Below are 24,247 nucleotides of genomic sequence, written 5' to 3' on the forward strand. Positions count from 1 at the left end.
ACGCGCTCTTCTGCGAATGGGCTGTTCCTGTCCGTTTCTTGCCCAATCCTCTGAACCTTAGCCACGCGGGGCCTCGCCAAAGACGCTGTAATCCGGCAGATGCACCTGTTGATACGGCTCCCAGCCGCCGCCGAGGGCTTTGTAAAGCGCCACCAGATCGAGCGCACTCTGCACTTTTGCCTGAGAGCGCTGCTGCTCGGCCTGCGCAAGCTGGCGCTGGGCATCCAGCACATCAATGAAGGTGGCAATCCCCTGCCGGTAGCTGTCGCTGGCCAAATCAAACGCGTTTTGCAATGCGTCGATGGTTTTGCCTAATCCCGCTTCGCGTTGCTGATCGGTGCGGTAACTGACCAGCGCGTTCTCCACGTCTCCCAGCGCCGTCAGCACGGTCTGGCGATAGTCCAGCACCGCCGCCCCCTGTTGGGCACGGGCGACCTTGACGCTGGAAACCAGACGGCCTCCCTGGAAAATAGGAATAGAGACCTGGGGACCTACGCTGTAGAAGTGGCTGCTCCAGTCTGTGAGCCAGTTGGTTTCACTGTTCCGCAGGCCAAACTGACCGGACAACGTCAGGCTGGGGAAGAGTTGCGCCACCGACACGCCAATTTGCGCGGTAGCCGCGTGAAGATTCGCCTCGGCCTCGCGCACGTCCGGACGACGCCTGGCGAGCGTAGACGGGATGCCCGTCGGCACAATATCCGGCAGTGGCGGGAGCGGCTTAGCCTCGCGCAACTCGCTGTCGAGCGCCCCCGGTGGTTTACCCAACAAAATCGCCAGGCCGTTCATCGCCTGGCGCTCCTGGGCCTGGTACTGCGGCAGTTGCGCTTCCAGATTGCCGAGCTGCGCCCGGGCGTTTTCCACGTCCAGCTGAGGCGACAAGCCGCCGCGCTGGCGGTTTTCGGTCAGTTCAACGGTTTGCTGCGCGCTTTCGATTTGCGTGTTCAGCGTGGCGATAATGCTCTGCGCGCCGCGCAGCTGCAGCCAGGCGCGGGCGACTTCGGCCTCGAGCGACACCAGCGCATCGTTACGTTGCTCAATGGCGGCCTTTTGCTGCGCTTCGGCGGCTTCAACCTGCCGACGAACCTTGCCCCACAGGTCAATTTCCCACTGGGCATCAAAGCTGCCCTGATAGAGGTTTACAGGCTGCGTGAGCGGGCCAAGCGCCCCTTTGAGTTCCGGATCCACGTTATCGAGCTGGTCATACGCCCCATGGGATTTTAGCTCCCCTTCCAGCCCAAGCTGCTGACGTGTGGCCTGTAGATTACCGTTAACCGAAGGGTAAAACGCCCCGCCCGCCTGGTTAATCTGTTCGCGGGCACCCGCTATACGCAGCACGGTTTGTTGCAGCGACAGGTTGCCGGCAATCGCCCGTTCAATCAGGCTGTCGAGCTGTGGCGAACCAAAAGATTTCCACCAGCGAGGATTGATGGCCGTGGTGTTTACTTTCGACGCCACGCCATTATCGCCCGGATCGTTCCAGTTCGTAGGCGTTTGCGGCGCGGGGGGCTGATAGTCCGGTCCCACTGAACACCCTGTCAGGGTCGTGAGTAAAATCAGGGATGCCAAACGAGGGTCAATCATCAATGTGCTCCTGCACTGCCTTCACTCTTCACCGGCGAAAGCAACAAACAAAACGGTATAAGCAGTAACGCCACCGCACTCAATATCGTAAATACGTCGATGTAGGCCAAAAATCGCGACTGCTCGATCATGGTCTGGTACATCCGACCGGTCGCAATGCCCATGGGATCGCCGACCTGCGTCGTGAAGTTTTGAATCGCCTGCGCGGACTCGCGTATCGCCAGCTGGAACTGTTCGTTAAACGGCGACGCGTGGTAAGCCAGATGCGCGCTGTGCGCCTGAGCGCGTTCGGTAATCGCCGCCGTGGAGAGGGAAATGCCTATCGATCCGGCCACGTTACGGAACATGGTGAACAGCGCGGCGGCATCGCCATTAAGCCGCCGGGGAATCGAGATAAACGCAATGGTCGTCAGCGGCACAAACAGGAAGCCCAGGCCGATTGACTGCGCGCTGCGGAACAGCACCAGCGTTTCAAAATCGATATCCGGGGTCAGATTGCGCGACCAGAAGAACGACACCGCCAGACAGGTAAAGCCAAAAGCGATAATCCAGCGCGTTTGCACCACAGGCATCAGCTTCAGCACCAGCGGAATGGTCAGCACGATCAGCACGGCGCCGGGTGAGAGCACCATACCGGACCAGGTGGCGGTATAGCCCAGATCCTGCTGCGCCAGCTGAGGGATCACCACGGAACTGCCGTACAGAATCATCGCCATACCGGCCATCAGCAGGCTGGAGACGGCAAAGTTTCGATCCTTCATGCAGTGCAGATCGACCACCGGTTTTTTGGCATACATCAGCCAGTAGATCGCCCCAATGATGCCGATTAACGTCAGAACCGCGAAGGTGCGAATAAAGTTTGAGTAGAACCAGTCTTCATCTTCGCCGCGATCGAGCATCACCTGCAGGCAACCCAGCCCCAGCGCGATCAGGCCGATCCCGCTCCAGTCGATAGACAATTTTTCTTCCGACTTGCGCTCCCAGGGCGGATCTTCCAGCAGCTGATAAATGGCCAGCACCGTGACAATGCCGACCGGAATGTTGATAAAGAAGACCCAGCGCCAGGAGTAATTATCGGTGATCCAGCCGCCCAGTGTCGGCCCCAGCACCGGCGCCACAATGATGGCGATAGACGAGAGCCCAAAGGCTTTACCCCGATCTTCGGGTTTGAAGTAATCCAGCAGCACCGACTGTTGCGTTGGCTGCAACCCGCCGCCGAAGAAGCCCTGCATGATGCGGAAAAGAATGATCTGCCACAGCTCTGTGGCGATCCCGCACAGGAATGAGCAGACGGTAAACATCACGATGCAAATCAGGAAAAACTGCTTGCGGCCAAACACCCGGCTTAAAAACGCCGAAATCGGCAGCACAATACCGTTCGCCACCAGATAGCTGGTGAGCACCCAGGTCGATTCGTCATAGCTTGACGAGAGCGAACCCGCGACGTGCGGCAGCGCCACGTTCACAATGGTGGTGTCGAGGATCTCCATAAACACCGCAAGGGTCACAACGATAGCGACCGCCCACGGGTTGCTGGCAGGTCGCCAGTTGTCGTGGCTGTGATCGGTCATTCGACGGTGACCTTCGGTGCGACAGAAAGCCCCAGCGGCATCGGCCTGTTCGGATCCAGACCTTTATCAATGACGATTTTTACCGGAACGCGCTGGACAATCTTCACAAAGTTGCCGGTCGCATTTTCCGCCGGGAAGGCAGAAAAACGTGCGCCACTGCCCTGCTGGATGCTGTCGACGTGACCCTCCAGCGCCATATCTGGCCAGGCATCCACCGACATCGTCACCTTATCGCCCGGCTTCATGCGCTCAAGCTGCGACTCTTTAAAGTTCGCCACGACCCAGACATCCGGCGAGACCAGCGAGAAGAGCGCGGTGCCCGCCTGCACCAGGGTGCCGGTCTGGACGTTACGTTTGGTGACGAATCCGTCAAATGGCGCGGTCACTTCGGTATAGGAGAGGTTTAGCTCCGCCGTTTCGAGCTGCGCTTTCGCCTGATCCACCTGACGTTCGCGGGCCTCAACGTTTGTCTCCTGCTGGCGGATTTGCAGCTGCACCTGCTGGGCGACTTCCAGCTGAGCCTGGGCGCTGGCCAGCCCCGCCTGGGCGCTTCTGAGCTGTGCGTTCGCGGTATCAATGCTTTGCTGGGTTGTCGCGCGAGGATCAACGCCGCGTTGACGACGGTATTCCGCCTGCGCATTCGCCAGATCGGCCTGAGCCTTAATGACCTGCGCTTTGGCTTCATCGCGCTGCGCGGGGTATTGCACTTTAGACAGGGCCAGCTGGGCCTGCGCCTGATGCAGTTGCGCCATCGCCAGGCCAAGCTGCGCCTGGGCCTGATCGCGCTGAGCGGTGTTATCGCGCGGGTCGATCACCACCAGCACGTCGCCTTTTTTAACGCGCTGGTTGTCACGGACCCGCAGTTCAGTGACATAGCCCGCCGCCTTCGGCGCGATGGTGACCACATCCCCGTCGGTAAAGGCGTCGTCAGTGGTCTCTTCATTGCGCGTCAAAAACCACCAAACCAGCGCAACAATGACCATCACCACAACCACGATACCGAGGATGATTAACGGTTTCTTCCCGGGTCGTTTACGTTCGTTGGTGTTCTTTTCCGGCTTGTCAGCCGCTTGTTTTTCGTTATCTTCTGCCATAGGTAACAACAGTCCTGTCAGTAAAAGGCATCACGCTATGCCGTTCACTAAAATTAGGACGTTGCTATACATTTGCCAGGAAAAACTGACAAAGAACGCACTATATGAGAAGGATAATTCCGAAACCAATGGCCGCGGCCCAGATCAACATCGGCAAGGACCACAGATGGAAACGCCACCAGATGCGCCGATCGTTGGCCATTCTCAGGGCGATGATATTCGCCAGCGACCCCGGCAGCAGGCCGAAGCCCCCGACGTTCACCGCCCAGGCCAGCAGTGCCCCAGGCGGCACATAGTTGATAAGCAAAATGGTGGCGGGCACGTTGCTGATAAACTGAGACAGACCAATCGCCGTCAGCCACAGACCAAACGGCGGCAGACCGCTGACGCTGTGCAGGGTCGCCTGCAAGACTGGCAGTTGAATCAACAGATGCACGTCAATAAACATCGCCATAAACACCAGCAGCAGGGTCCAGTCGACGCTGATAAGCACCCGACGCGCCAGCAGCAGAAAACCCAGGGCGACCAGCAGAACGCCCAACCGCTCAAACTTCAGTTCCAGCGCCGTCAGGAAGACGATATAGAGCAGCAAGGCGCCCCATACCAGACGCGGCTTCCACGCCGGCGTGGGTGACCCGCTGTGATAATGAAGGGCTTTATTGGGGAAAGCGAATCCGCACACGACAAGCAGGGAGAGCATCATCATCAGCGCCAGCGGCATCATCTGCCAGGTGAAGGCGGCAAACGACAGCCCGGAGCGGCCCCAGAGCAGAATATTTTGCGGGTTACCAATCGGCGTCAGCATCGATCCGGCATTGACCGCCAGGGCTTCGAAGATAATGAGGCGGGTCACCGGGATCTCACAAAGCCGGCGCAGCGTCAGGGTCAGCGGCACCACGATAAATAACGCCACATCGTTGGTTAAAAACGTCGAAAGCAGCGCTGCGGCCAGCACCATAAAAAGCGCCAGTTTCCGCTCGGTGGCAAAACGGCGCACCATTTTGCGGCCCAGCACATCAAAATAACCGCTCAGTTCGACGCCTTTGGTCAACATCATCAGCCCGCTCAGGGTAATGATGGTGTGCCAGTCGATGGCGTCAGGCCAGGCCCGTGGCGCAAAGGGAACAAAGACGCTCAGCCCGACGCCAATGACGATTAAAAGATGGAAGAAGCGATCGCGGGCGAGAGCCTGCACTCCGGGGATGTTCATTCAGAAGGCGTATCGTACTTGAGCGTGAATTCACGAAACTTTTCCAGCGTCTCGGCGCTGACGTGGTGTTCGATCCCTTCTGAGTCGCGACGGGCAGTCTCTTCGCTGACGCCCAGCACGCGTAAAAAGTTTTCCACTATCTGATGGCGTTCACGACTTTCCTGCGCCAGTTTTTCGCCTTCTGGCGTCAGGAACACGCCGCGCCAGGGGATCATTTCGATCAGCCCGACGGAGGCGAGACGTTTTAACATTTTGGCTACGGTAGGTTGCGATACGCCCAGACGGGCAGCCATATCCACCTGCCGGGCCTCGCCGACTTCCCGGAAGAGATCCGAAATCAGCTCAACGTAGTCATCAATCAGTTCGCGGCGGTGCGCTTCGCGTACCTGGCGAAACCCTTCAACGTGCTCTTCAACATTAACCAGTTGCGTCTTTTTTTTTGTAGTGGGCTTACCTGCGCGACTGTTCATTCAGCTTCCTCAGTGTGGTGGCGCGTCCGTCGTCATAGGACGAGAGCGCATAGTGTAAACCATCCCTCTACAAGCACAAAAATATAACGAAATAGCCGTAGCTAAGTAATATAGCCTATGCTATATCTGTATGTAATGCAGTCACCCTTCACGGATCGAAGGGATCAGAAATCAGGAGGTCATATGAACGAATTTAAGAGGTGTCTCCACGTGTTTACCCATTCTCCCTTTACCGTGCGTTTAATGCTGATCAATATGTTGTGCGATATGTTCAACGGCAAACCGCAGCAGAACGATAAACCTTCACGCTAACGCGGCGTCGCGGCACGCCGCTTCTTTTTCCTGTCATATTTCACCGGTAAACTGGCCTCTGGCCGCCTCATTGCCGATCTTTTTCGCCGATTTGTAATCCCTCTCCCAAAACAACCGTTAACAACTGTTGACCTGAAGACTGACTGGCTCTATCTTCTTGCAGCCCTGCACCCGTTGCGGCTCGCTGAAGCGGACCCTCATTCCCTCTACACGCACTGTCAGGCAGGCTTTGACCCTCGACGCCAGGGTGAGCGCATGGCGTTTTCATGATAGTGACCTATGAATTTAACCTTAAAAGAAACGCTTATTTCCCGCAGTCGGGCCTTAAACCCGTGGACGGGATTCTATTTTTTACAATCCTTGCTGATTAACCTTGCGCTTGGCTACCCGTTTAGCCTGCTTTATGCCGTCGCGTTCACCTGCATTTTGCATCTCCTCTGGCGCAGCATGCCGCGCGTGCAAAAAGCGCTGGTTGGCATGTGCTCCCTGATTGCGGCCATGTATTATCCCTTTGGTCAGGCTTATGGTTCGCCCAACTTCAATACGGTGCTGGCGCTCCACTCCACCAATATGGAAGAGTCCACGGAAATCCTGACGATCTTCCCATGGTATAGCTATGTCATCGGTCTGTTCATCTTTGCCCTTGGCGTGATTGCACTGCGTCGCAAAGTGACCGGGGATAAAAGCTGGAACATGATCGATAGCCTGTGCCTTGCCTTCAGCGTGGCCGTCTTTTTTGTTGCTCCACTACAAAACCTGGCCTGGGGCGGCGTCTTTAAGCTGAAAGATACCGGCTACCCCGTTTTTCGCTTCGTTAAAGACGTGGTGGTGAATAATAAAGAAGTTATCGATGAACAGGCGCGAATGACCGCGCTGTCCAATATGAAAGACACCTGGAACGTGCTGGCGGTGAAACCGAAATACCATACCTATGTGGTGGTGATAGGTGAAAGCGCGCGCCGTGACGCACTGGGGGCCTTTGGCGGACACTGGAATAACACGCCATTCGCCAGTTCCGTTAACGGGACCTTATTTACCGATTACGTCGCCGCCAGCGGATCGACGCAAAAGTCGCTCGGGTTAACCTTAAACCGCGTCGTCGACGGCAAGCCGCAGTATCAGGACAACTTCGTCACGCTGGCTAACCGTGCCGGTTTCCAGAGCTGGTGGTTTTCAAACCAGGGGCAAATTGGTGAGTACGATACGGCCATCGCCAGTATTGCTAAACGAGCCGATGAAGTGCAGTTCCTGAAAAGCGGCGACTTCGAGGCGGATAAAAACACCAAAGATGACGCGCTGTTAAAAATGACCGCGCAGGTATTCGCCACGCAACGTACGCAGCCGCAGTTGATCGTTCTGCATCTGATGGGGTCACATCCTCAGGCCTGCGATCGTACGGGGGGGAAATACGCGGAATTCGTGCAGTCGAAGGAGACCTCGTGTTACCTCTATACCATGACGCAGACCGACGAGCTTCTGAGCCAGTTATACAATCAGCTCAGAAATTCGGGCGATAGCTTCTCGATGGTCTACTTTTCCGATCATGGGCTGGCGTTTAAGGAGCGCGGGAAAGCGGTGCAGTATCTCGCCCATGACGACAAGTTCCAGCAGAATTTCCAGGTGCCCTTTATGGTGATCTCCAGTGACGATAAAACGCATCGCATCATCAAGGCGCGTCGTTCGGCGAACGATTTCCTGAGCTTCTTCTCTCAGTGGACGGGGATCTCTGCAAAAGAAATTGCTAATCAGTATCCCTTTGTATCCAGCAAAAAAGCGCCGCCGGTCTACGTCACTAACTTCAAGCTGCAGAAGGTTGAATACGCGCATCTGGGCACGGATATTTTCGCGACCAAAAGCCGCTAGAAGAGAGAATTGAGATAAAAAAAATCCGCCACGTTGGGCGGATTTTTTATTAGCTTACCGAAGTGATTAGAAACGGTAACCTACGCCTGCGATCCAGGTGCCAACGTCAACGTTGCGGATACGGCTCTGCTCGTAAGAGAAGTCCAGTGCAACATTTTCGATTGGGTTGAACTGCATACCTGCGCCATAGGAGAAACCATAGTCGCTGTTGGTTGCAGAGCGGTTCAGACTTTCGTTTTCAGTCTGCTGGAATTTACCGTAGCCAACACCTACAACACCGTAGATGCTTGCCCAGTCGTTCAGGCGGTAAGCTGGACCAGCGGTGATGCCGTAGTACTGGCCTTTGTTGTAAGCGCCGTCTTCAAAACGATCTTTCTCGGTGTAAGTGAAAGAACCGATTACGCCCAGCGGGTTGTTATCCTGCTCGTAACGATACTTCAGGTTGAAACCGTTGGTTTTGTTCATTACGCCCTGCATATCGGACTGAGCGTAACCACCGGTAACGGTAGAAGTAGCAGCTACAGCAGTACCTGCGGAGACAGCCAGAACTGCGGCCAAAGCTGAAAGACATGCAATTTTTTTCATAACCACCTCAAATGTGCTTCAAGTAATCCGTAAGTTTTAAATATATCAAAAAATCTTGTGAAACTCTTTGTCATTCGCGATGTCTAACCCAACCTTTGATGTAACAGAACGTTTCCAGGCGGGGTTATCTCTTTCAAATCACAAAAAATTTTAGACTATTAAGCGGATTTTGCGCGTCATGGATAAGACATTCATCCAGATTATTCCTAAATTAAACGCTTAATAATCCAACAATCATGGCTCATTTTACGGATTTCGGCGGCTTTTTTTTTCAACAAAGTCTCAACGGCTTCGGTTTAATTCCATTACACTGCCTCTTTTACTTCCTTTGACAAAAATTGACAGGAGAAAGGATGCCTGGGTTGTCTCGCAAAGCGCCGGTCTGGTTGCCCATCGTTGTGATACTGATTGCCATGCTCTCTATTCAGAGTGGCGCATCTCTCGCAAAATCGCTTTTCCCGCTGGTCGGCGCGCCCGGTGTGACGGCATTGCGTATTGCGCTGGGGACCATCATCCTGGTGGTGATATTTAAACCCTGGCGGCTCCGCTTTAAAAAAGAACAACGCCTGCCGCTGCTGTTTTACGGCTTGTCGCTGGGGGCAATGAACTATCTTTTCTATCTCTCTATTCAGACCGTGCCGCTGGGCATTGCCGTGGCCCTCGAGTTCACTGGCCCGCTGGCCGTTGCGCTGTTCTCCTCACGCCGTCCGGTCGATTTCGTCTGGGTGGTATTGGCCGTGCTGGGCTTATGGTTCTTACTTCCTCTCGGGCAGGACATCTCACACGTTGACCTGACCGGCGCTGCGCTGGCACTGGGCGCGGGAGCCTGCTGGGCGGTTTACATCCTTACGGGTCAACGTGCGGGGGAAGAACACGGCCCTGCTACGGTCGCGCTGGGCTCACTGATTGCCGCGATTATTTTCGTTCCTCTTGGGATGGCGCAAGCAACCGAGTCTATCTGGCAGTGGTCAATCCTCCCCGTTGGCCTGGCCGTCGCCGTGCTGTCCACGGCGCTCCCCTACTCTCTGGAGATGATCGCCCTGACCCGATTGCCGACGCGCATTTTCGGCACGCTGATGAGCATGGAGCCCGCGCTTGCCGCCATGTCAGGCATGGTCTTCCTTGGCGAAACGCTGACAGGTATCCAGACGCTGGCGCTGTGCTCAATCATTGCCGCTTCGATGGGGTCGACGCTCACGATGCGTCAGGAAAGCAAAATCAAGGAAATCGACATTAAATAAGGCAGCGTTCTGCATAACCGCATGCGCGATGCAGAATAGCGGTCCTGATGGGTCTGTATTTATTTCCTGACACACTTTAGTTTTGTCAGGAAATATTTTCACAACGAACGAAATAAGCGATGTAATTAAGACACATCCGCAACACAATATAGCAAAGCCATAAATATCAATGATTTAATAAAATCCACCTTCCTCTTGCTATTAAACTGATAGGCACAGCCAAGCGGCAGCTTTCAGATCAGGTGCTATACTGAATTCCAGTAATTACCTGGGACACAAATCATCAAGAGGATATGAGATTATGAGTACCGCTAAACTGGTTAAAACGAAAGCGTCTAATCTGCTTTATACCCGTAACGATGTACCAGACAGCGATAAGAAAGCGACGATTGAGTTGCTGAATCGCCAGGTGATCCAGTTCATTGATCTCTCTTTAATCACTAAACAGGCTCACTGGAACATGCGCGGCGCAAACTTCATCGCCGTCCATGAGATGCTGGATGGCTTCCGTACTGCGCTGGTCACTCACCTGGATACCATGGCTGAGCGTGCCGTTCAGCTGGGCGGTGTTGCGCTGGGTACCACGCAGGTGATCAACAGCAAGACGGCGTTAAAAAGCTACCCGCTGGATATTCATAGCGTTCAGGATCACCTGAAAGAGCTGGCTGACCGTTATGCCGTCGTAGCGAACGATGTACGTAAAGCCATTGGCGAAGCGAAAGATGAAGACACCGCTGATATCTTCACTGCCGCCTCTCGCGATCTGGATCAGTTCCTGTGGTTTATCGAATCTAATATCGAATAATCCATACGGAATAACTATCAAACCCTTGCCGCCCGGCAGGGGTTTTGCACGTTTATGGTGCACCACTTCCGCCTTTATCCCCGCTTAAGTAAACGAAATGTAATAATCACCTCACGCAATCGTTAACGGAAGATTGTTTTCTCGCCTGATTTTACGCTTAATGGTGACTCGGCCTGCGCCACTCCCGGCGCGCACCAAAACGGTGCTCCGTGTTGGTGCAAACCGACGACGATGCATCGCTCATTGTGCAATACATGACATCATCCCCTTTGCAAAACAATAAGTTGTAAAGTTGGCACGATTTTTTCATGTTATCGTTCGCTCCCGCAGGGGATCGCCCCGTGGATATAAAAGGAAATGCTATGAAGTCTGTATTAAAAGTTTCACTGGCTGCACTTACCCTGGCTTTTGCGGTTTCTTCACACGCCGCGGACAAACTCGTTGTCGCAACGGATACTGCTTTCGTTCCGTTTGAATTTAAGCAAGGTGACAAATACGTTGGTTTTGACGTGGATTTGTGGGCAGCGGTCGCCAAAGAACTGAAGCTGGATTACACCCTGAAACCAATGGATTTCAGCGGCATCATCCCGGCTCTGCAAACGAAAAACATTGACCTGGCACTGGCAGGGATCACGATCACCGAAGAACGTAAAAAAGCGATCGACTTCTCTGACGGCTACTACAAAAGCGGCCTGCTGGTGATGGTGAAAGCGGACAACAACGACGTTAAAAGCGTGAAAGACCTCGACGGCAAAGTGGTCGCCGTGAAGAGCGGAACCGGTTCTGTTGACTACGCGAAAGCCAACATCAAAACCAAAGACCTGCGTCAGTTCCCGAATATCGATAATGCCTATATGGAACTGGGTACAAACCGCGCTGACGCGGTTCTGCACGATACCCCGAACATTCTTTACTTCATCAAAACGGCAGGCAGCGGCAAGTTTAAAGCCGTGGGTGAGTCTCTGGAAGCACAACAATACGGTATCGCCTTCCCGAAAGGCAGCGACGAGCTGCGTAATAAAGTGAACGGTGCGCTGAAAACCCTGAAAGAGAACGGCACTTACAACGAAATCTACAAAAAATGGTTCGGTACCGAACCTAAATAATTCAGCCTGATTGCAGGTTTGTAACGCCCGGCGGCGGATACGCTGGCCGGGCCTACTTTTGAGTCATCGATGCGGTGACTCAGTGTTGTTTTCACCACGGTATACAGGAAATTATCATGCAGTTTGACTGGAGCGCCATCTGGCCTGCCATTCCACTCTTGCTTGAAGGCGCCAAAATGACCCTGTGGATTTCGGTCCTCGGTCTGGCTGGCGGGTTAGTTATCGGTCTTATCGCCGGTTTCGCCCGCAGCTACGGTGGCTGGATTGCTAACCACATCGCACTGGTTTTCATCGAAGTGATCCGCGGTACGCCTATTGTCGTACAGGTCATGTTTATCTACTTCGCCCTGCCGATGGCCTTCAATGACCTGCGCATTGATCCCTTTAGCGCGGCGGTAGTGACCATTATGATTAACTCTGGCGCCTACATTGCGGAGATCACCCGTGGTGCCGTGTTATCGATTCATAAAGGCTTCAGCGAAGCAGGTTTAGCGCTGGGTCTGTCTCGTCGCGAAACGATCCGCCACGTGATTTTGCCGCTGGCGTTGCGTCGTATGCTCCCGCCGCTGGGCAACCAGTGGATTATCAGCATTAAAGATACCTCTCTGTTTATCGTGATCGGCGTGGCTGAGCTGACCCGTCAGGGACAGGAGATCATTGCCGGTAACTTCCGCGCACTGGAAATCTGGAGTGCCGTTGCGGTGGTCTATCTGATTATCACGCTGCTGCTGAGCTTTGTTCTGCGTCGTCTGGAAAGAAGGATGAAAATCCTGTGATTGAATTTAAAAATGTCTCCAAGCACTTTGGTCCTACCCAGGTGCTGCACAATATCGATTTAAACATCAAACAGGGTGAAGTGGTGGTGATCATCGGGCCGTCTGGCTCCGGTAAATCCACCCTGCTGCGCTGCATCAACAAGCTGGAAGATATCACCAGCGGCGATTTGATCGTTGACGGGTTAAAAGTTAACGACCCGAAAGTCGATGACCGCCTGATTCGTCAGGAAGCGGGCATGGTGTTCCAGCAGTTTTATCTCTTCCCGCACCTGACGGCGCTGGAAAACGTGATGTTTGGACCGCTGCGCGTGCGCGGCGCCAGCAAAGCGGAAGCCGAAAAACTGGCAAAAGATCTGCTGGCGAAGGTCGGTCTGGCCGAGCGTGCGCACCACTACCCTTCTGAGCTTTCCGGTGGACAGCAGCAGCGCGTGGCGATTGCCCGTGCGCTGGCGGTAAAACCTAAAATGATGCTGTTTGATGAGCCAACCTCTGCGCTGGATCCTGAATTACGCCATGAAGTATTGAAAGTCATGCAGGACCTGGCGGAAGAAGGGATGACCATGGTCATTGTGACGCACGAGATTGGCTTCGCCGAGAAAGTGGCATCGCGGCTGATTTTCATCGATAAAGGGCGTATTGCCGAAGACGGCAACCCACAGGAACTGATTGCGAACCCGCCTAGCCCGCGTTTGCAGGAGTTTCTGCAGCACGTCTCCTGAAAGCCATAACGTTCATGAGCCGGGACGCGCAAGCAACCCGGCTTTTTTTACGCCAGATTCCTCCCAAAAAAATACATTCCTCCCCCGCCTTCTATACTTATCATTTTATTCAGTATTTTAATGTCACCGGAGGACGCCGTGCCGTGGATCCTAGTGTTCCTGTTCTGTCTCTTTTGCGCTCCGGCGCAGGCGGTAACGATTCCCGGCGTCACAACCGGCGCGTCAGCATCTCAGGAAAAGGCACCGCCTCCTGAACCCGACGTTGAACAGAAAAAAGCCGCCTACCGTGCGCTGGCAGACGTACTGGAAAACGACACGTCGCGTCAGGAGCTGATCGAACAGCTTCGTAAAGTGGCCGACACGCCGCCTAAGGAGCAGGTGCCGGTTATCACCCCACCGGAAGTGGAAGATCAAAAAACGGTGCTGGAAAACATCACCGACGTGGGCCGCCACTACGGAGAGGCTCTCTCCTCTCGGTTTGCCCAGCTCTACCGCAACCTGATCGGCTCCCCGCACAAAGCCTTCAATCCTCAAACCTTCTCTAACGCCGCCAGCCACTTTCTTATTCTGGCAGCCAGCGTATTTACCCTTTACTGGCTGTTACGCCTGTGCGCATGGCCGCTCTACCTTAAAATGGGCCGCTGGGGACGGAAGAAGAATCGCGAGAAAAGCAGCTGGCTGCATCTGCCGCTGATGATTTCCGCCGCGTTTGTTATTGATTTACTGCTTCTGGCGCTGACCCTGTTTGTCGGCCAGGTGCTGATCGAAACTCTTCATACCGGAAGCAAAACGATCGCCTTCCAGCAAGGGCTGTTCCTTAATGCCTTTGCGTTGATTGAGTTCTTTAAGGCGCTGCTACGGTTGATATTCTGCCCACGCGTGCCGGATCTTCGCCCCTTCACGATTCAGGATGAGAGCGCTAAATACTGGGCCGTACGCCTGAGTATTCTCAGCGGTCTCATCGGCTATGGTCTTATGGTCGCCGTGCCGATTATCTCAAATCAGGTCAACGTGCAGATTGGCGCCCTGGCCAACGTGCTGATTATGATCTGTATTACCGTCTGGGCCTTGTACCTCATTTTCCATAATAAAAGAGCGATCACCGAAAGCCTGCTGCATCTTGCTGACCGCTCGCTCACCTTCTTTAGCCTGTTTATCCGCGCCTTTGCCCTGGTGTGGCACTGGCTGGCGAGCGCCTACTTCATTGTGCTCTGCTTCTTTTCGCTGTTCGATCCGGGCAACAGCCTGAAGTTTATGATGGGCGCCACCTTCCGCAGTCTGGCCATCATCGGCATCGCGGCGTTTGTCTCCGGTTTGCTGTCACGCTGGCTCTCGAAAACCATCACCCTTTCCCCACACGTTCAGCGTAATTACCCGGAGCTACAAAAGCGGGTGAATGGCTGGATCTCCGTCTCGCTGAAGGTCGCCCGTATTCTGACGGTGTGTGTGGCTATTATGCTGCTGCTGAATGCGTGGGGATTATTTGATTTCTGGAACTGGCTGCACAACGGTGCAGGCGAGAAAACGGTGGATGTCCTGATTCGTATTGCGCTGATTCTGTTCTTCTCCGCCATCGGCTGGACTCTGCTTGCCAGCCTGATTGAAAACAGACTGGTATCCGATGTCCATGGGCGACCTTTGCCCAGCGCCCGTGCGCGAACGCTGCTAACCCTGTGCCGCAACGCCCTTGCGGTGATTATCAGCACCATCACGATTATGATCCTGCTGTCTGAAATTGGGGTGAATATTGCGCCTCTGCTCGCCGGGGCGGGCGCGTTGGGGCTGGCCATTTCATTCGGGTCGCAAACGCTGGTGAAGGATATTATTACCGGCGTCTTTATTCAGTTCGAGAACGGGATGAACACGGGCGACCTGGTGACCATTGGGCCGTTAACCGGCACGGTTGAGCGTATGTCGATTCGATCCGTTGGCGTGCGCCAGGATACCGGCGCGTATCACATTATTCCCTGGTCCTCGATCACCACCTTCGCGAACTTTGTTCGAGGCATCGGCTCGGTGGTAGCAAACTACGATGTCGACCGTCATGAGGATGCAGAGAAAGCGAAACAGGCGCTAAGAGCCGCCGTGGAGGAGCTGATGGAGATGGAGGATATCCGGGGGCTGGTGATTGGCGAACCGTCGTTTGCGGGCATTGTGGGGCTGACGAACACCGCTTTTACCCTGCGCGTGTCGTTCACCACCCAGCCGCTTAAACAGTGGACGGTGCGGTTTGCCCTCGACAGCATGGTGAAAAAACACTTTGATCTCGCCGACGTGCGTGCGCCGGTACAAACGTATCAGCTTTTGCCTGCGCCTGCGTCAGGCACGCCGCCAACTCCAGAGGAGCCGACGCTGTAGGGAATTCTCGTGCCGGGCAAGCAGGATGCCTGACCCGGCCGTCGGTCATTTACGCCGTTTGGCGTCGTCCATAAAGGTCCAGCCAATAAAGCGGCTCTGCTTTTGCCCCTGCGCCATCTCTTTTTTGACAACTTTTACCGCGCCCACGCGCGTTAACGCCCGGTACAGCGGCGGCAGGTTATCACCGCGGGAAACCAGCGTAGTGAACCACTTCACCTGACGACCAAACTGGGGGCTCTCTTCGATCATTTTTTCAATGAACGCCACTTCGCCGCCCTCGCACCATAGCTCGTGCTGCTGGCCGCCAAAGTTCAGCGCGCCATCTTCCGCCTGACCCAGGTTGCGTCGCTTGCGCTCGCTCCCTGCCCGTGCAGCGTCTGCCGAATCGTGGAACGGAGGATTACACATGGTGGCATCGTAAAATTCGTTTTTATGGATAACGCCGGTAAAGATCGCAGAGGCCTCTTTTTGCCTGCGCAAGCGAATGGCGCGGGTCAATCCGGCATTACCGTTGATAATCGCCTGAGCGCTTGAGAAGGCTTCTGAACCAATTTCACTTCCGGTGAAGCGCCAGCCGTATTCGGCTACCCCAATCAGCGGATAGATCAGGTTGGCACCGGTACCAATATCCAGCACGGTCGCGTTCTCAGGCAGCACGCCTTCGCGATCTTCTGCTAACAGATCAGCAAGGTGGTGAACATAGTCGGCGCGCCCAGGCACCGGGGGACAGAGAAAACCGTCCGGAATGTCCCACTGCGCGACACCGTAAAAATGGGCCAGAAGCGCTTTGTTCAGCGCTTTGACTGCCAGGGGATCGGCAAAATTGACCGAAGGCTCGCCCGCAGGGGTTTGCACAATATAGTGTTGCAGTTCGGGGTGACTTTGACACAACGCATTCATGTCATAGCGGCTGCGGTGGCGGTTACGCGGGTGCAATCCCGGCTTTTGGGCAGTCATGGCTTTCTCCTTTAAACAGCGGCGTAAGATACCCTCTGACGGCGCGACGGTAAATAACTCTCTTCAGCGCACCTTATTCTTACAGAAATCAGTCACCTGTATATCTATGATCTGTCAGCACTTTGTCAAAGAATGTCGTTCAAAAAATAAGCAGATCATCATCAAATATTTGCGCTAAATCACACTGCGCAACCTTCTAAACTTAGGTTGAATCACCCGTTGTCTCTCAGAGGAATGTGATTATGAAAAAATATCTGACGCTCATTGCTGCTGGCGCGCTGGCAACCCTCTCCTTCTCTGCATGGTCTGTTCAGTCATTAACGCAAAGCACGGACACCGGCCAGCTCCGCCCTGCCGGTACGGTCTCTGCCACTGGCGCGGCGAATCTTGACGACCTTCAGGCCAAACTGGCGGAAAAAGCGCGGGAAGAAGGCGCAAAAGGGTTTGTGGTGAATTCGGCAAGCGGTGAAAACCGTATGTTCGGGACGGCCACCATCTATAAATAACCCTCCACTCAACTGCATCTGTCTTCAGGTGCAGTGCTCCCCCTGACTTGACAGTACGTTTTCTGACCCCATATCTATTCTAACCTATCACTTCCTTGTAGGAGGCACCATGGCATCCGGATGGGCAAATGACGACGCGGTAAATGAACAGATCAACAGTACGATTGAAGATGCTGTTGCGCGCGTAAGAGGCGAATTATCGACAGGCGAAAGCCTGACAGAATGTGAAGAATGTGGCGAACCCATTCCCGAAGCCCGGCGTAAGGCCGTACCGGGCGTGCGGCTATGCCTGGCGTGCCAGCAGAATAAAGATTCACATAATACGAAATATGCAGGATATAATCGCAGAGGATCTAAGGATAGCCAGTTGCGCTGACTCTTCTTTACCTTTTTACCCTGTGAAAAGGGATTACTTTACGCTCACGTTTTTTTATATGCCGCGTAGCAAATTGTGCCCTGTCAGCAGGTTCTGTAAAGCGAAGCGGCAAGAACTGTAAAGCGCCGCTTCGATTTTATTAATATTCAATAACTTATTTATCATTCAATTTTTTTGAGTAACGACGTCAATTCTATTCGATTTTATCTTTCGCAAAAAAACGTGATACTTATCACATCGACGGAACATCGTCCCCTTAACAGAATAACCTGCGAGAGATTCACTATGAAAACCATCAAATATGCTGTTGCTGCCCTTGCTCTGACCACGCTCTCTTTCGGTGCTTTTGCGGCACAGTCTGTGACTTCAGCTCAGGCACATAACATGAACAAAATCGGTGTGGTAAGCGCAGAAGGTGCAACGACGCTGGATGGTCTGGAAGCCCAGCTGGCTGAGAAAGCGTCTGCTGCTGGCGCAAGCGGTTACACCATTACCTCTGCGAACACCAATAACAAACTGAGTGGTACTGCGGTTATCTATAAATAACCCAAACGAAATTCTGCTCCACGCTCGCGTGACCCTCTGCGAGTGGCTCCACCCTCATTGACCCTGTTGTTATTACCCTTTGTTTGCCCGTCCGCCACTGGACGGGCTTTTTTTTGCCTAAAATGTCTGTGCAATGCGCGCAAGCGCCGCGTCCAGGGACGCCGCCTCACCGGTCGCCACCAGACAACAGGCCAGTTGCTGCTTTAAGGAGTGCGGAATGGGTTCATTTCCCGCCAGGCAGCGCGCGATCCAGCGAGCCGTGGTTTCTGCATCTTTCGCCTCTGGCAGGGCGATATCAACGCTCTCTTCACCGCGTTCCAGCAACACACGCGTCCCCTGTTCGTCAATCAGCGTCATCTGCGGACAACGCTGCGGGTTAGCGTATGCCTCCCCCTCCGTGCCGTGCATCAACAGCCCTTTGCCGCCAATTTCGGCAAAGAAGGCCGCGACACGCGTGACATACTCCGGATGCGAAACGCTGGAAAGCCGCAGAGCAGACGCTTCGCCAAACGGCGTCGCCAGCTTCGCCAGGGTGTGGGCGCTGTTACGCACGCCCATTCGCCAGCGCATGTCCAGCTGATTTTCCAGCGGCGGGCAGAGCGCCCCCACCGGAATAAAGACGGGACGGTCGCCGTCCAGTTTTGCCTGCGCCTGCCCTTCATGCAGCGTGGGCGCAATTCCCAGCAGCTCGAAGATGGTCCCGGTCAGCACGCGCGTCGGATCCGCGCTCACCCCATGGACCACCACCGGAAAACCCAGCTTGCTGAGTAATAACGCCAGCAGCGGGGTCAGGTTGGCCTGCTTACGCGCCCCGTTATAGGTGGGGATGACGATCGGCATAGGGCGGCCTTCAGGCGGTGTGAGACGCATAGTCTTCGCCTGCATGGCCTCATAGAAGCCGCGCATTTCTGCTTCCCCTTCCCCTTTGATGCGCAGCGCAATCAGGATGCCGCCCATCTCCAGTTCAGGGACATCGCCGTTCAGCATATGGCTGTATAAGGCCCGTGCCGTTTCCTGGTCCAGATCGCGCGCATGATTCTTCCCGCGCCCTACCTCTTTGATAATTTTGCGATAATCCACGACATTTCTCCTGAAGACATCTTATTAACAATATAGCCCTGAAGAAGTGCTGGCCGATAGTTTTTTGTCATCGCCTGACGGGTGCCTGTTATCGCAACAGAACAAAAAGCTCAAGCGATAATTCAATTAATTCTAATGCCTGCAGAAGATTCTTAACCCAACGCATTCTGATTAAATAACAACCGACAAAGAGTGGCGTGCGATACGTCGAACCCGGGCAGGGTTTTTCAGGAGAAATAAGCAGGATTCATTATGAACAAGGTTGCGTTAGGGTTTTTCATCGCGGCAACGGTCGGATGTTCTGCATCTGCGTTTGCGGCAACAAATGGCGAGGGCCAAATTAACTTCACGGGCGAAATCATTGATTCAGCCTGTCAGGTGGTTAATGGCTTAGGGAATCCGCTAAATGTCCCGTTGGGTAAGATTTCGAAAACCGTCTTTACCGGTGCCGGCTCCACCAGCACCATGACCAAATTCGATATTGAATTAAAAGATTGCCCGGAAACGGTCACCTCAGCGGCGATTAATTTCGGCGGCACTCCCGATGCCAACAATAATACCACGCTGGCCTTAACGCCGGACGCAGAGGCAGCAACAGGCGTTGCCATCCAGCTGCTTGATTCAGCCCAACACCCCGTCAGCTTGTATACCCCTTCCCAGCAGTATCCTTTAACTGCCGGAAGTACGGTCAATGACCTGGAATTTGGTGCCCGCTATATCCAGACTGAGGCCGCAGTCACTGCCGGCCTGGCGAATTCCGTTTCCACATTCACCGTTATTTACAACTGATATTATCAATCATGAGATATTCCCTCTGTCACAGAGGGAATATCTCTTCTTATGTTGAGAAATATTTATGCGACACGGTTATTTACTGAGCACACTTTTACTGGTAGCCGCCACAGCCCATGCGGGCGTTATCATTAATGGTACGCGTCTCGTCTATCAGGGAGGAAAAAAAGAGTCATCTATCGGTATTTCAAACCCGGACGACACCGATTACCTGGTGCAATCCTGGGTCGATGCGGGCGGTAAGCAATTTCAAAAAGCGCCCTTTCTGATTACCCCACCGTTATTCCGTCTGGATTCAAAACAAGATAACGTCCTGCGCGTGGTGCGTACCGGCGGACATCTGCCAGAAGATCGCGAATCGCTGTTCTGGCTGAATATTAAGGCGATTCCCTCGTCCAAACACGTAGAGGGTGTTAATACCCTGCAAATCGCGATTAACACGCGCATTAAATTAATGTATCGCCCTGAAACGGTTACAGGTAAACCCGATGAGCAGGGCGATAAGCTGGAATGGCGTATTGACGGAAACGATCTGGTCGTCAATAACCCCACGCCGTTTTATATGAATTTCCAGAACGTCACGCTGAATGGACACAAAATAGCGAAAGCAACCTGGGCAGTGCCTAAAACCGACACTCATTTTGCGCTGCCTGCCCATACGGGCGGTACACAGGTGAGCTGGTCAGTCATTAGCGACTACGGCAGCATCAGCCAGACCTGGACCAAAAGCGTTCATTAAGACTATGTATAATCAAAAGCCCTTTATTCTGCGACTGTTCGCGCTGCTGGCTATTTTTCTGAGCCTGGCCGCGGCGTGCTTTTCTGCACAAGCCAGGGCTGATGATTATTTTAATCCGGCGCTGCTGGATGTGGATAATCCCCAACAGGCGAAAACCGATCTCACGGTGTATGAAAGAGGCCCCGGGCAGGCCCCTGGGAAATATCAGGTCACCCTTTTTATTAATAATAATAAAATTGATTCCCGCGACGTCACCTTTATTCTGAAAAAACAGCGTGACGGACAAAGCGCATTACAGCCCTGTTTTAGCCTGGCCGATTTAAAAAGCCTGGGCATTAAAACGGATACGTTGACCCGTCAGCAAGGTGAGGGGCAATGCGTTGATCTCAGCAACATACCGGCGGCCTCCGCCACCTTTAAGGTGAGTAACCAGCAACTCCTTCTGAGCATCCCGCAAACCTTTTTAGGCCAGGTCCCCCGTGGCTACATTGACCCAAAGGCGTTCGACGAGGGGATCACGGCCGGCTTGCTTAACTACAGCGCGACCGCCAGCCAAAGCCATGCGCGTCAGGCGGGTTACCAGGACAACAGCAGCCAGTACGTCAACCTGCGGCCCGGCTTCAATATTGGCGCATGGCGGGTTCGCAACTACTCCACCTGGAATCGCAGCACCACCGGCGATGAGGAGCAACAGAAATTCTCCTCGGTTTATACCTATGCCCAGCGCGATATCGTGGCGATGAAAAGCGATTTGACCGTGGGGCAAAGCAGCTCCCCTGCGGACGTTTTCGACAGCGTGCCTTACACCGGGGCACAGCTGAATTCCGACAGCGACATGCTGCCGGACAGTGAAAAAGGCTACGCGCCGATTATTCGCGGCACCGCGCACAGCAACGCGCTGGTGGTGGTTCGCCAGAATGGCTATGTGATTTATCAAAATAACGTCGCGCCCGGTGCCTTCGAAATTAACGACCTTTACCCCACCGGCAGCAGCGGCGATTTACAGGTCACCGTCAAAGAGACCGACGGCAGCGAACGCCATTTTGTGGTGCCTTACGCCTCGGTTCCCGTACTGCAACGTGAAAAGCATCTGAAATACACCGTGACGGCGGGTCGTTATCGCTCGTACGACAAAGACGTAGAGAAAACCCCCTTTGCGCAGGGCAGCGCCATCTACGGCTTGCCTTACGGTTTTACCGCCTACGGCGGGGTGCAACAAAGCAGCCATTATCAGTCACAGGCGCTGGGCACCGGGAAAAACTTTGGCGATTTGGGCGCCTTTTCCATCGACGTAACCCGCGCGAAGGCGCTGCTGAAAAAGCAACAGGCCAGTAAAGGCCAGTCCTGGCGGGTGCGTTACAGCAAAGATTTCGCCAGAACAGGAACCAATTTCTCGCTGGCGGGCTATCGCTACAACAGCAAAGGCTTCTACACCCTGGAAGACACGATGGAGTCTTACACCCGCGCCAGTGACTGGTCGGCGCCACAGCAGCGCCGCGCACGCACGGAAGCCACCGTTGATCAGACGCTGGGCGACGGCTGGGGCTCGTTCACCTTGAGCCTGGTGAAAGAGACGTACTGGAGTCAGAGCCAGAACATGACCTCCCTGAGCGTCAGTTATAACAATAACTGGCACGGCGTCAGCTACAGCCTGAGTTATAGCATGAACAAAAATACCCAGGACAGTAACGATGACGGTGAATCCGTTTCGAACGACAACCAGTTTGCGCTGAGCGTCTCCGTTCCGCTCGATCGCTGGATGCATAACACCTGGGCGACGTACAACATGAACAACACCAAAGAGGGCACGACGCACAACATGGGTCTTAACGGCACTGCTCTCAGGGAGGAGAACCTGAACTGGAACATTCAGGAAGGGTTGAGCAATACCGGCACCGGCAACTCCACCAGCCTGAACGCCGATTACAAAGGTACCTACGGTGAGGCCAGCGCGGGCGTCAGTCAGGATAAGTATCAGCATACCCTCAACGTCGGTCTGCAGGGGGGCATTGTAGCCCATGCCAATGGCATCACCCTGTCACAGCCGCTGGGTGAAACCATCGCCCTGGTGAAAGCGCCGGGCACGCACGGCACACACATTACCAGCCAGACCGGGGTCGAAACCGATTTCCGCGGCTACACCGTGGTGCCGTTCGTCTCCGCCTATCGCCACAATACGATTGCGCTGGATACCGAAACACTGCCGGACGATGCCGACGTCACCCACGCCGCGCAGATCGTCACCCCGACGCGGGGGGCAGTGGTGCGCGCCAGCTTCAACACCCGCGTGGGCAACAGAGTCTTAATGACGCTCACGCAAAACGGGAAGCCTTTACCCTTTGGGGCCACGGTAACCACCGACGATAAGGACAGCGAATTTATCGTCGGCAGTGACGGCCAGACCTACCTTTCAGGTTTACCACAGCACGGCACGCTCGCCGTCTCGTGGGGCCAGGGGGCCGGCAATCACTGTATCGCTGAATACAGGCTAACGGATGAGAAAAGCAAAACAAACATTATTAACGCTGCGGCGCAGTGTCATTAATTCCACGTACAGGCTCATCATGATGCAAATGATCAAACACGCTGTTTTCTTACTGGTTCTGGGCACGGCGGCGCTCTTTATGCCGCATGCAAAAGCGACATGCACCACGCCCGATATGCCTAAACTGATTAACGTTGCCTCCATTTCCGTGCCGACCACGCTGGCCGTGGGCAGCACGATCCCGGGAACGGAACAGACCGTTCATGTGGCCGGTCACTGCGATGACAGCAACGACAATGGCCTGATGATCGTCTCCTGCTATTACGGAACAGGGTCTGAAATTCCGGGACTGAAAGGGGTCTATGACTCTGGCGTGCCGGGCGTGGGCGTGGCGCTGATGAACGAGCAAGGCCAGCGGATCAGCGGTGCGGGTGGGGTTCAGTGCGATTCGCGCGGCACACCGATTGGCTATGTCTCCAGCGACGGGCAGTTATCGTTTAACTTTAACGTCACGCTGGAGCTGGTGAAAACCAGTAATGAGGTTAAATCCGGCACCCTGATTCAGGCCCAGACCGAGTTTGGGATTGGCGTCTTTGCCCATGAAGGGATCGGGTCACCGAACAATATCTCCTACGCCGGTAACGTTGATGTGCAAATCGTTACCTGCTCCGTTTTACCCCGAAACCTGACGGTTAATCTGGGGGACTTCCCGGTCAGTGATTTTATCGGCGTTGGGATGCTCTCTTCGACGGCGCAGGATTTTAACGTCACCGTCAACTGCAACACCACCGTCCAACCCGAGGTTAAGATCAGCAGCGCCAATGGTTACGAACCCGCGTTTGAAGGGGTCATTAAGCTCACGCCGCAAACCGGCATGGCAACTGGCGTGGGCGTAAGAATGCTGTTTGACGGCAATATCGCCACCTTCGATAACTATGTTCCCACCCAACGCCAGGCCGAGGCCAACGAGACGCTGGATATCCCCTTTGAGGTGCGATACGAGCAAATTAGCGACGAAGTTACCCCGGGACCGGCGAATACCGTCGCCACCATTACCCTTGCCTACAAGTGATCG

Annotated in this window: 23 protein-coding genes; 15 read left to right on the forward strand and 8 right to left on the reverse strand. The window is 54.4% G+C overall.

Features of this window, described 5'->3' with window-relative positions:
* Positions 1-57: 57 nt before the first annotated feature.
* The 5 genes from LZP96_RS03030 to mntR form a co-directional block, all read right to left on the reverse strand.
* Positions 58-1,581, reverse strand: coding sequence for an efflux transporter outer membrane subunit (locus LZP96_RS03030; protein ID WP_064325440.1), 1,524 nt, complete (start codon positions 1,579-1,581; stop codon positions 58-60).
* Complete coding sequence (locus LZP96_RS03035) at positions 1,581-3,152, reverse strand: DHA2 family efflux MFS transporter permease subunit (RefSeq protein ID WP_064325439.1); 1,572 nt, start codon at positions 3,150-3,152, stop codon at positions 1,581-1,583. The genes LZP96_RS03030 and LZP96_RS03035 overlap by 1 nt, the downstream gene beginning before the upstream one ends.
* Positions 3,149-4,246: an HlyD family secretion protein gene (locus LZP96_RS03040; RefSeq protein WP_064325438.1), complete on the reverse strand. Its 1,098-nt coding sequence runs from the start codon at positions 4,244-4,246 to the stop codon at positions 3,149-3,151. The genes LZP96_RS03035 and LZP96_RS03040 overlap by 4 nt, the downstream gene beginning before the upstream one ends.
* 100 nt (positions 4,247-4,346) lie before the next feature.
* Positions 4,347-5,456 carry an SLC13 family permease gene (locus LZP96_RS03045; RefSeq protein ID WP_064325437.1) on the reverse strand — a complete coding sequence of 370 codons (1,110 nt, stop codon included), beginning with the start codon at positions 5,454-5,456 and terminating at the stop codon, positions 4,347-4,349.
* Positions 5,453-5,926 carry a manganese-binding transcriptional regulator MntR gene (gene mntR, locus LZP96_RS03050; protein WP_064325436.1) on the reverse strand — a complete coding sequence of 158 codons (474 nt, stop codon included), beginning with the start codon at positions 5,924-5,926 and terminating at the stop codon, positions 5,453-5,455. Before mntR ends, LZP96_RS03045 begins: the two co-directional genes overlap by 4 nt.
* 183 nt (positions 5,927-6,109) lie before the next feature.
* Between mntR and mntS the strand changes: the two genes are divergently transcribed.
* Both mntS and LZP96_RS03060 read left to right on the forward strand, forming a co-directional pair.
* Positions 6,110-6,238 carry a manganase accumulation protein MntS gene (gene mntS, locus LZP96_RS03055; RefSeq protein ID WP_064325435.1) on the forward strand — a complete coding sequence of 43 codons (129 nt, stop codon included), beginning with the start codon at positions 6,110-6,112 and terminating at the stop codon, positions 6,236-6,238.
* Positions 6,239-6,517: 279 nt separating this feature from the next.
* Positions 6,518-8,101, forward strand: coding sequence for a phosphoethanolamine transferase (locus LZP96_RS03060; protein ID WP_064325434.1), 1,584 nt, complete (start codon positions 6,518-6,520; stop codon positions 8,099-8,101).
* 66 nt (positions 8,102-8,167) lie between these two features.
* Here the strand turns inward: LZP96_RS03060 and ompX are convergent, their stop codons facing one another.
* Positions 8,168-8,686: an outer membrane protein OmpX gene (ompX, locus tag LZP96_RS03065; RefSeq protein WP_064325433.1), complete on the reverse strand. Its 519-nt coding sequence runs from the start codon at positions 8,684-8,686 to the stop codon at positions 8,168-8,170.
* A gap of 353 nt (positions 8,687-9,039) precedes the next feature.
* On the opposite strand from ompX, the gene rhtA reads away from it, so the two are divergent.
* The 6 genes from rhtA (at position 9,040) to ybiO (ending at position 15,691) form a co-directional block, all read left to right on the forward strand.
* Complete coding sequence (rhtA, locus tag LZP96_RS03070) at positions 9,040-9,927, forward strand: threonine/homoserine exporter RhtA (protein WP_064325432.1); 888 nt, start codon at positions 9,040-9,042, stop codon at positions 9,925-9,927.
* 301 nt (positions 9,928-10,228) lie between these two features.
* Positions 10,229-10,732: a DNA starvation/stationary phase protection protein Dps gene (gene dps / locus LZP96_RS03075; protein ID WP_064325431.1), complete on the forward strand. Its 504-nt coding sequence runs from the start codon at positions 10,229-10,231 to the stop codon at positions 10,730-10,732.
* Positions 10,733-11,094: 362 nt separating this feature from the next.
* Entirely contained in the window at positions 11,095-11,838 is a 744-nt protein-coding gene (gene glnH / locus LZP96_RS03080; RefSeq protein WP_064325430.1) for a glutamine ABC transporter substrate-binding protein GlnH, read from the forward strand.
* 116 nt (positions 11,839-11,954) lie between these two features.
* The gene (gene glnP, locus LZP96_RS03085; protein WP_064325429.1) at positions 11,955-12,614 is read left to right on the forward strand and encodes a glutamine ABC transporter permease GlnP; all 660 of its coding nucleotides are present in this window, start codon (positions 11,955-11,957) and stop codon (positions 12,612-12,614) included.
* Positions 12,611-13,333: a glutamine ABC transporter ATP-binding protein GlnQ gene (glnQ, locus tag LZP96_RS03090; RefSeq protein ID WP_064325428.1), complete on the forward strand. Its 723-nt coding sequence runs from the start codon at positions 12,611-12,613 to the stop codon at positions 13,331-13,333. The genes glnP and glnQ overlap by 4 nt, the downstream gene beginning before the upstream one ends.
* A gap of 138 nt (positions 13,334-13,471) precedes the next feature.
* Entirely contained in the window at positions 13,472-15,691 is a 2,220-nt protein-coding gene (gene ybiO, locus LZP96_RS03095; RefSeq protein WP_064325427.1) for a mechanosensitive channel protein, read from the forward strand.
* 45 nt (positions 15,692-15,736) lie between these two features.
* Here ybiO and rlmF read toward each other — a convergent pair whose 3' ends face one another.
* Positions 15,737-16,648, reverse strand: coding sequence for a 23S rRNA (adenine(1618)-N(6))-methyltransferase RlmF (gene rlmF / locus LZP96_RS03100; protein WP_064325426.1), 912 nt, complete (start codon positions 16,646-16,648; stop codon positions 15,737-15,739).
* A gap of 242 nt (positions 16,649-16,890) precedes the next feature.
* On the opposite strand from rlmF, the gene mcbA reads away from it, so the two are divergent.
* The 3 genes from mcbA to ybiJ all read left to right on the forward strand — a co-directional run bounded on the left by mcbA (position 16,891) and on the right by ybiJ (position 18,076).
* Positions 16,891-17,154: a DUF1471 family periplasmic protein McbA gene (gene mcbA / locus LZP96_RS03105; RefSeq protein WP_064325424.1), complete on the forward strand. Its 264-nt coding sequence runs from the start codon at positions 16,891-16,893 to the stop codon at positions 17,152-17,154.
* 109 nt (positions 17,155-17,263) lie between these two features.
* Positions 17,264-17,530, forward strand: coding sequence for a DksA/TraR family C4-type zinc finger protein (locus LZP96_RS03110; RefSeq protein ID WP_064325423.1), 267 nt, complete (start codon positions 17,264-17,266; stop codon positions 17,528-17,530).
* 285 nt (positions 17,531-17,815) lie between these two features.
* Positions 17,816-18,076, forward strand: a complete 261-nt coding sequence (gene ybiJ, locus LZP96_RS03115; protein WP_064325422.1) for a DUF1471 family protein YbiJ — start codon at positions 17,816-17,818, stop codon at positions 18,074-18,076.
* A gap of 117 nt (positions 18,077-18,193) precedes the next feature.
* Here ybiJ and ybiB read toward each other — a convergent pair whose 3' ends face one another.
* Positions 18,194-19,156: a DNA-binding protein YbiB gene (gene ybiB / locus LZP96_RS03120; protein ID WP_064325421.1), complete on the reverse strand. Its 963-nt coding sequence runs from the start codon at positions 19,154-19,156 to the stop codon at positions 18,194-18,196.
* A 252-nt stretch (positions 19,157-19,408) separates the two neighbouring features.
* On the opposite strand from ybiB, the gene LZP96_RS03125 reads away from it, so the two are divergent.
* The 4 genes from LZP96_RS03125 (at position 19,409) to LZP96_RS03140 (ending at position 24,244) form a co-directional block, all read left to right on the forward strand.
* Positions 19,409-19,945 (forward strand): fimbrial protein, encoded by a 537-nt coding sequence (locus LZP96_RS03125; RefSeq protein WP_064325420.1) that lies wholly within the window; start codon positions 19,409-19,411, stop codon positions 19,943-19,945.
* A 67-nt stretch (positions 19,946-20,012) separates the two neighbouring features.
* A complete protein-coding gene (locus tag LZP96_RS03130) occupies positions 20,013-20,687 on the forward strand; it encodes a fimbrial biogenesis chaperone (protein ID WP_064325419.1) in 675 nt (224 codons plus the stop codon).
* 4 nt (positions 20,688-20,691) lie between these two features.
* Complete coding sequence (locus tag LZP96_RS03135) at positions 20,692-23,232, forward strand: fimbria/pilus outer membrane usher protein (protein WP_082904918.1); 2,541 nt, start codon at positions 20,692-20,694, stop codon at positions 23,230-23,232.
* A gap of 22 nt (positions 23,233-23,254) precedes the next feature.
* Positions 23,255-24,244 (forward strand): fimbrial protein, encoded by a 990-nt coding sequence (locus tag LZP96_RS03140; RefSeq protein WP_064325418.1) that lies wholly within the window; start codon positions 23,255-23,257, stop codon positions 24,242-24,244.
* The last annotated feature ends 3 nt before the right edge of the window (positions 24,245-24,247 follow it).

It is taken from the genome of Huaxiibacter chinensis (assembly GCF_022171985.1).
GTDB classification, from domain to species: domain Bacteria; phylum Pseudomonadota; class Gammaproteobacteria; order Enterobacterales; family Enterobacteriaceae; genus Enterobacter; species Enterobacter chinensis_A.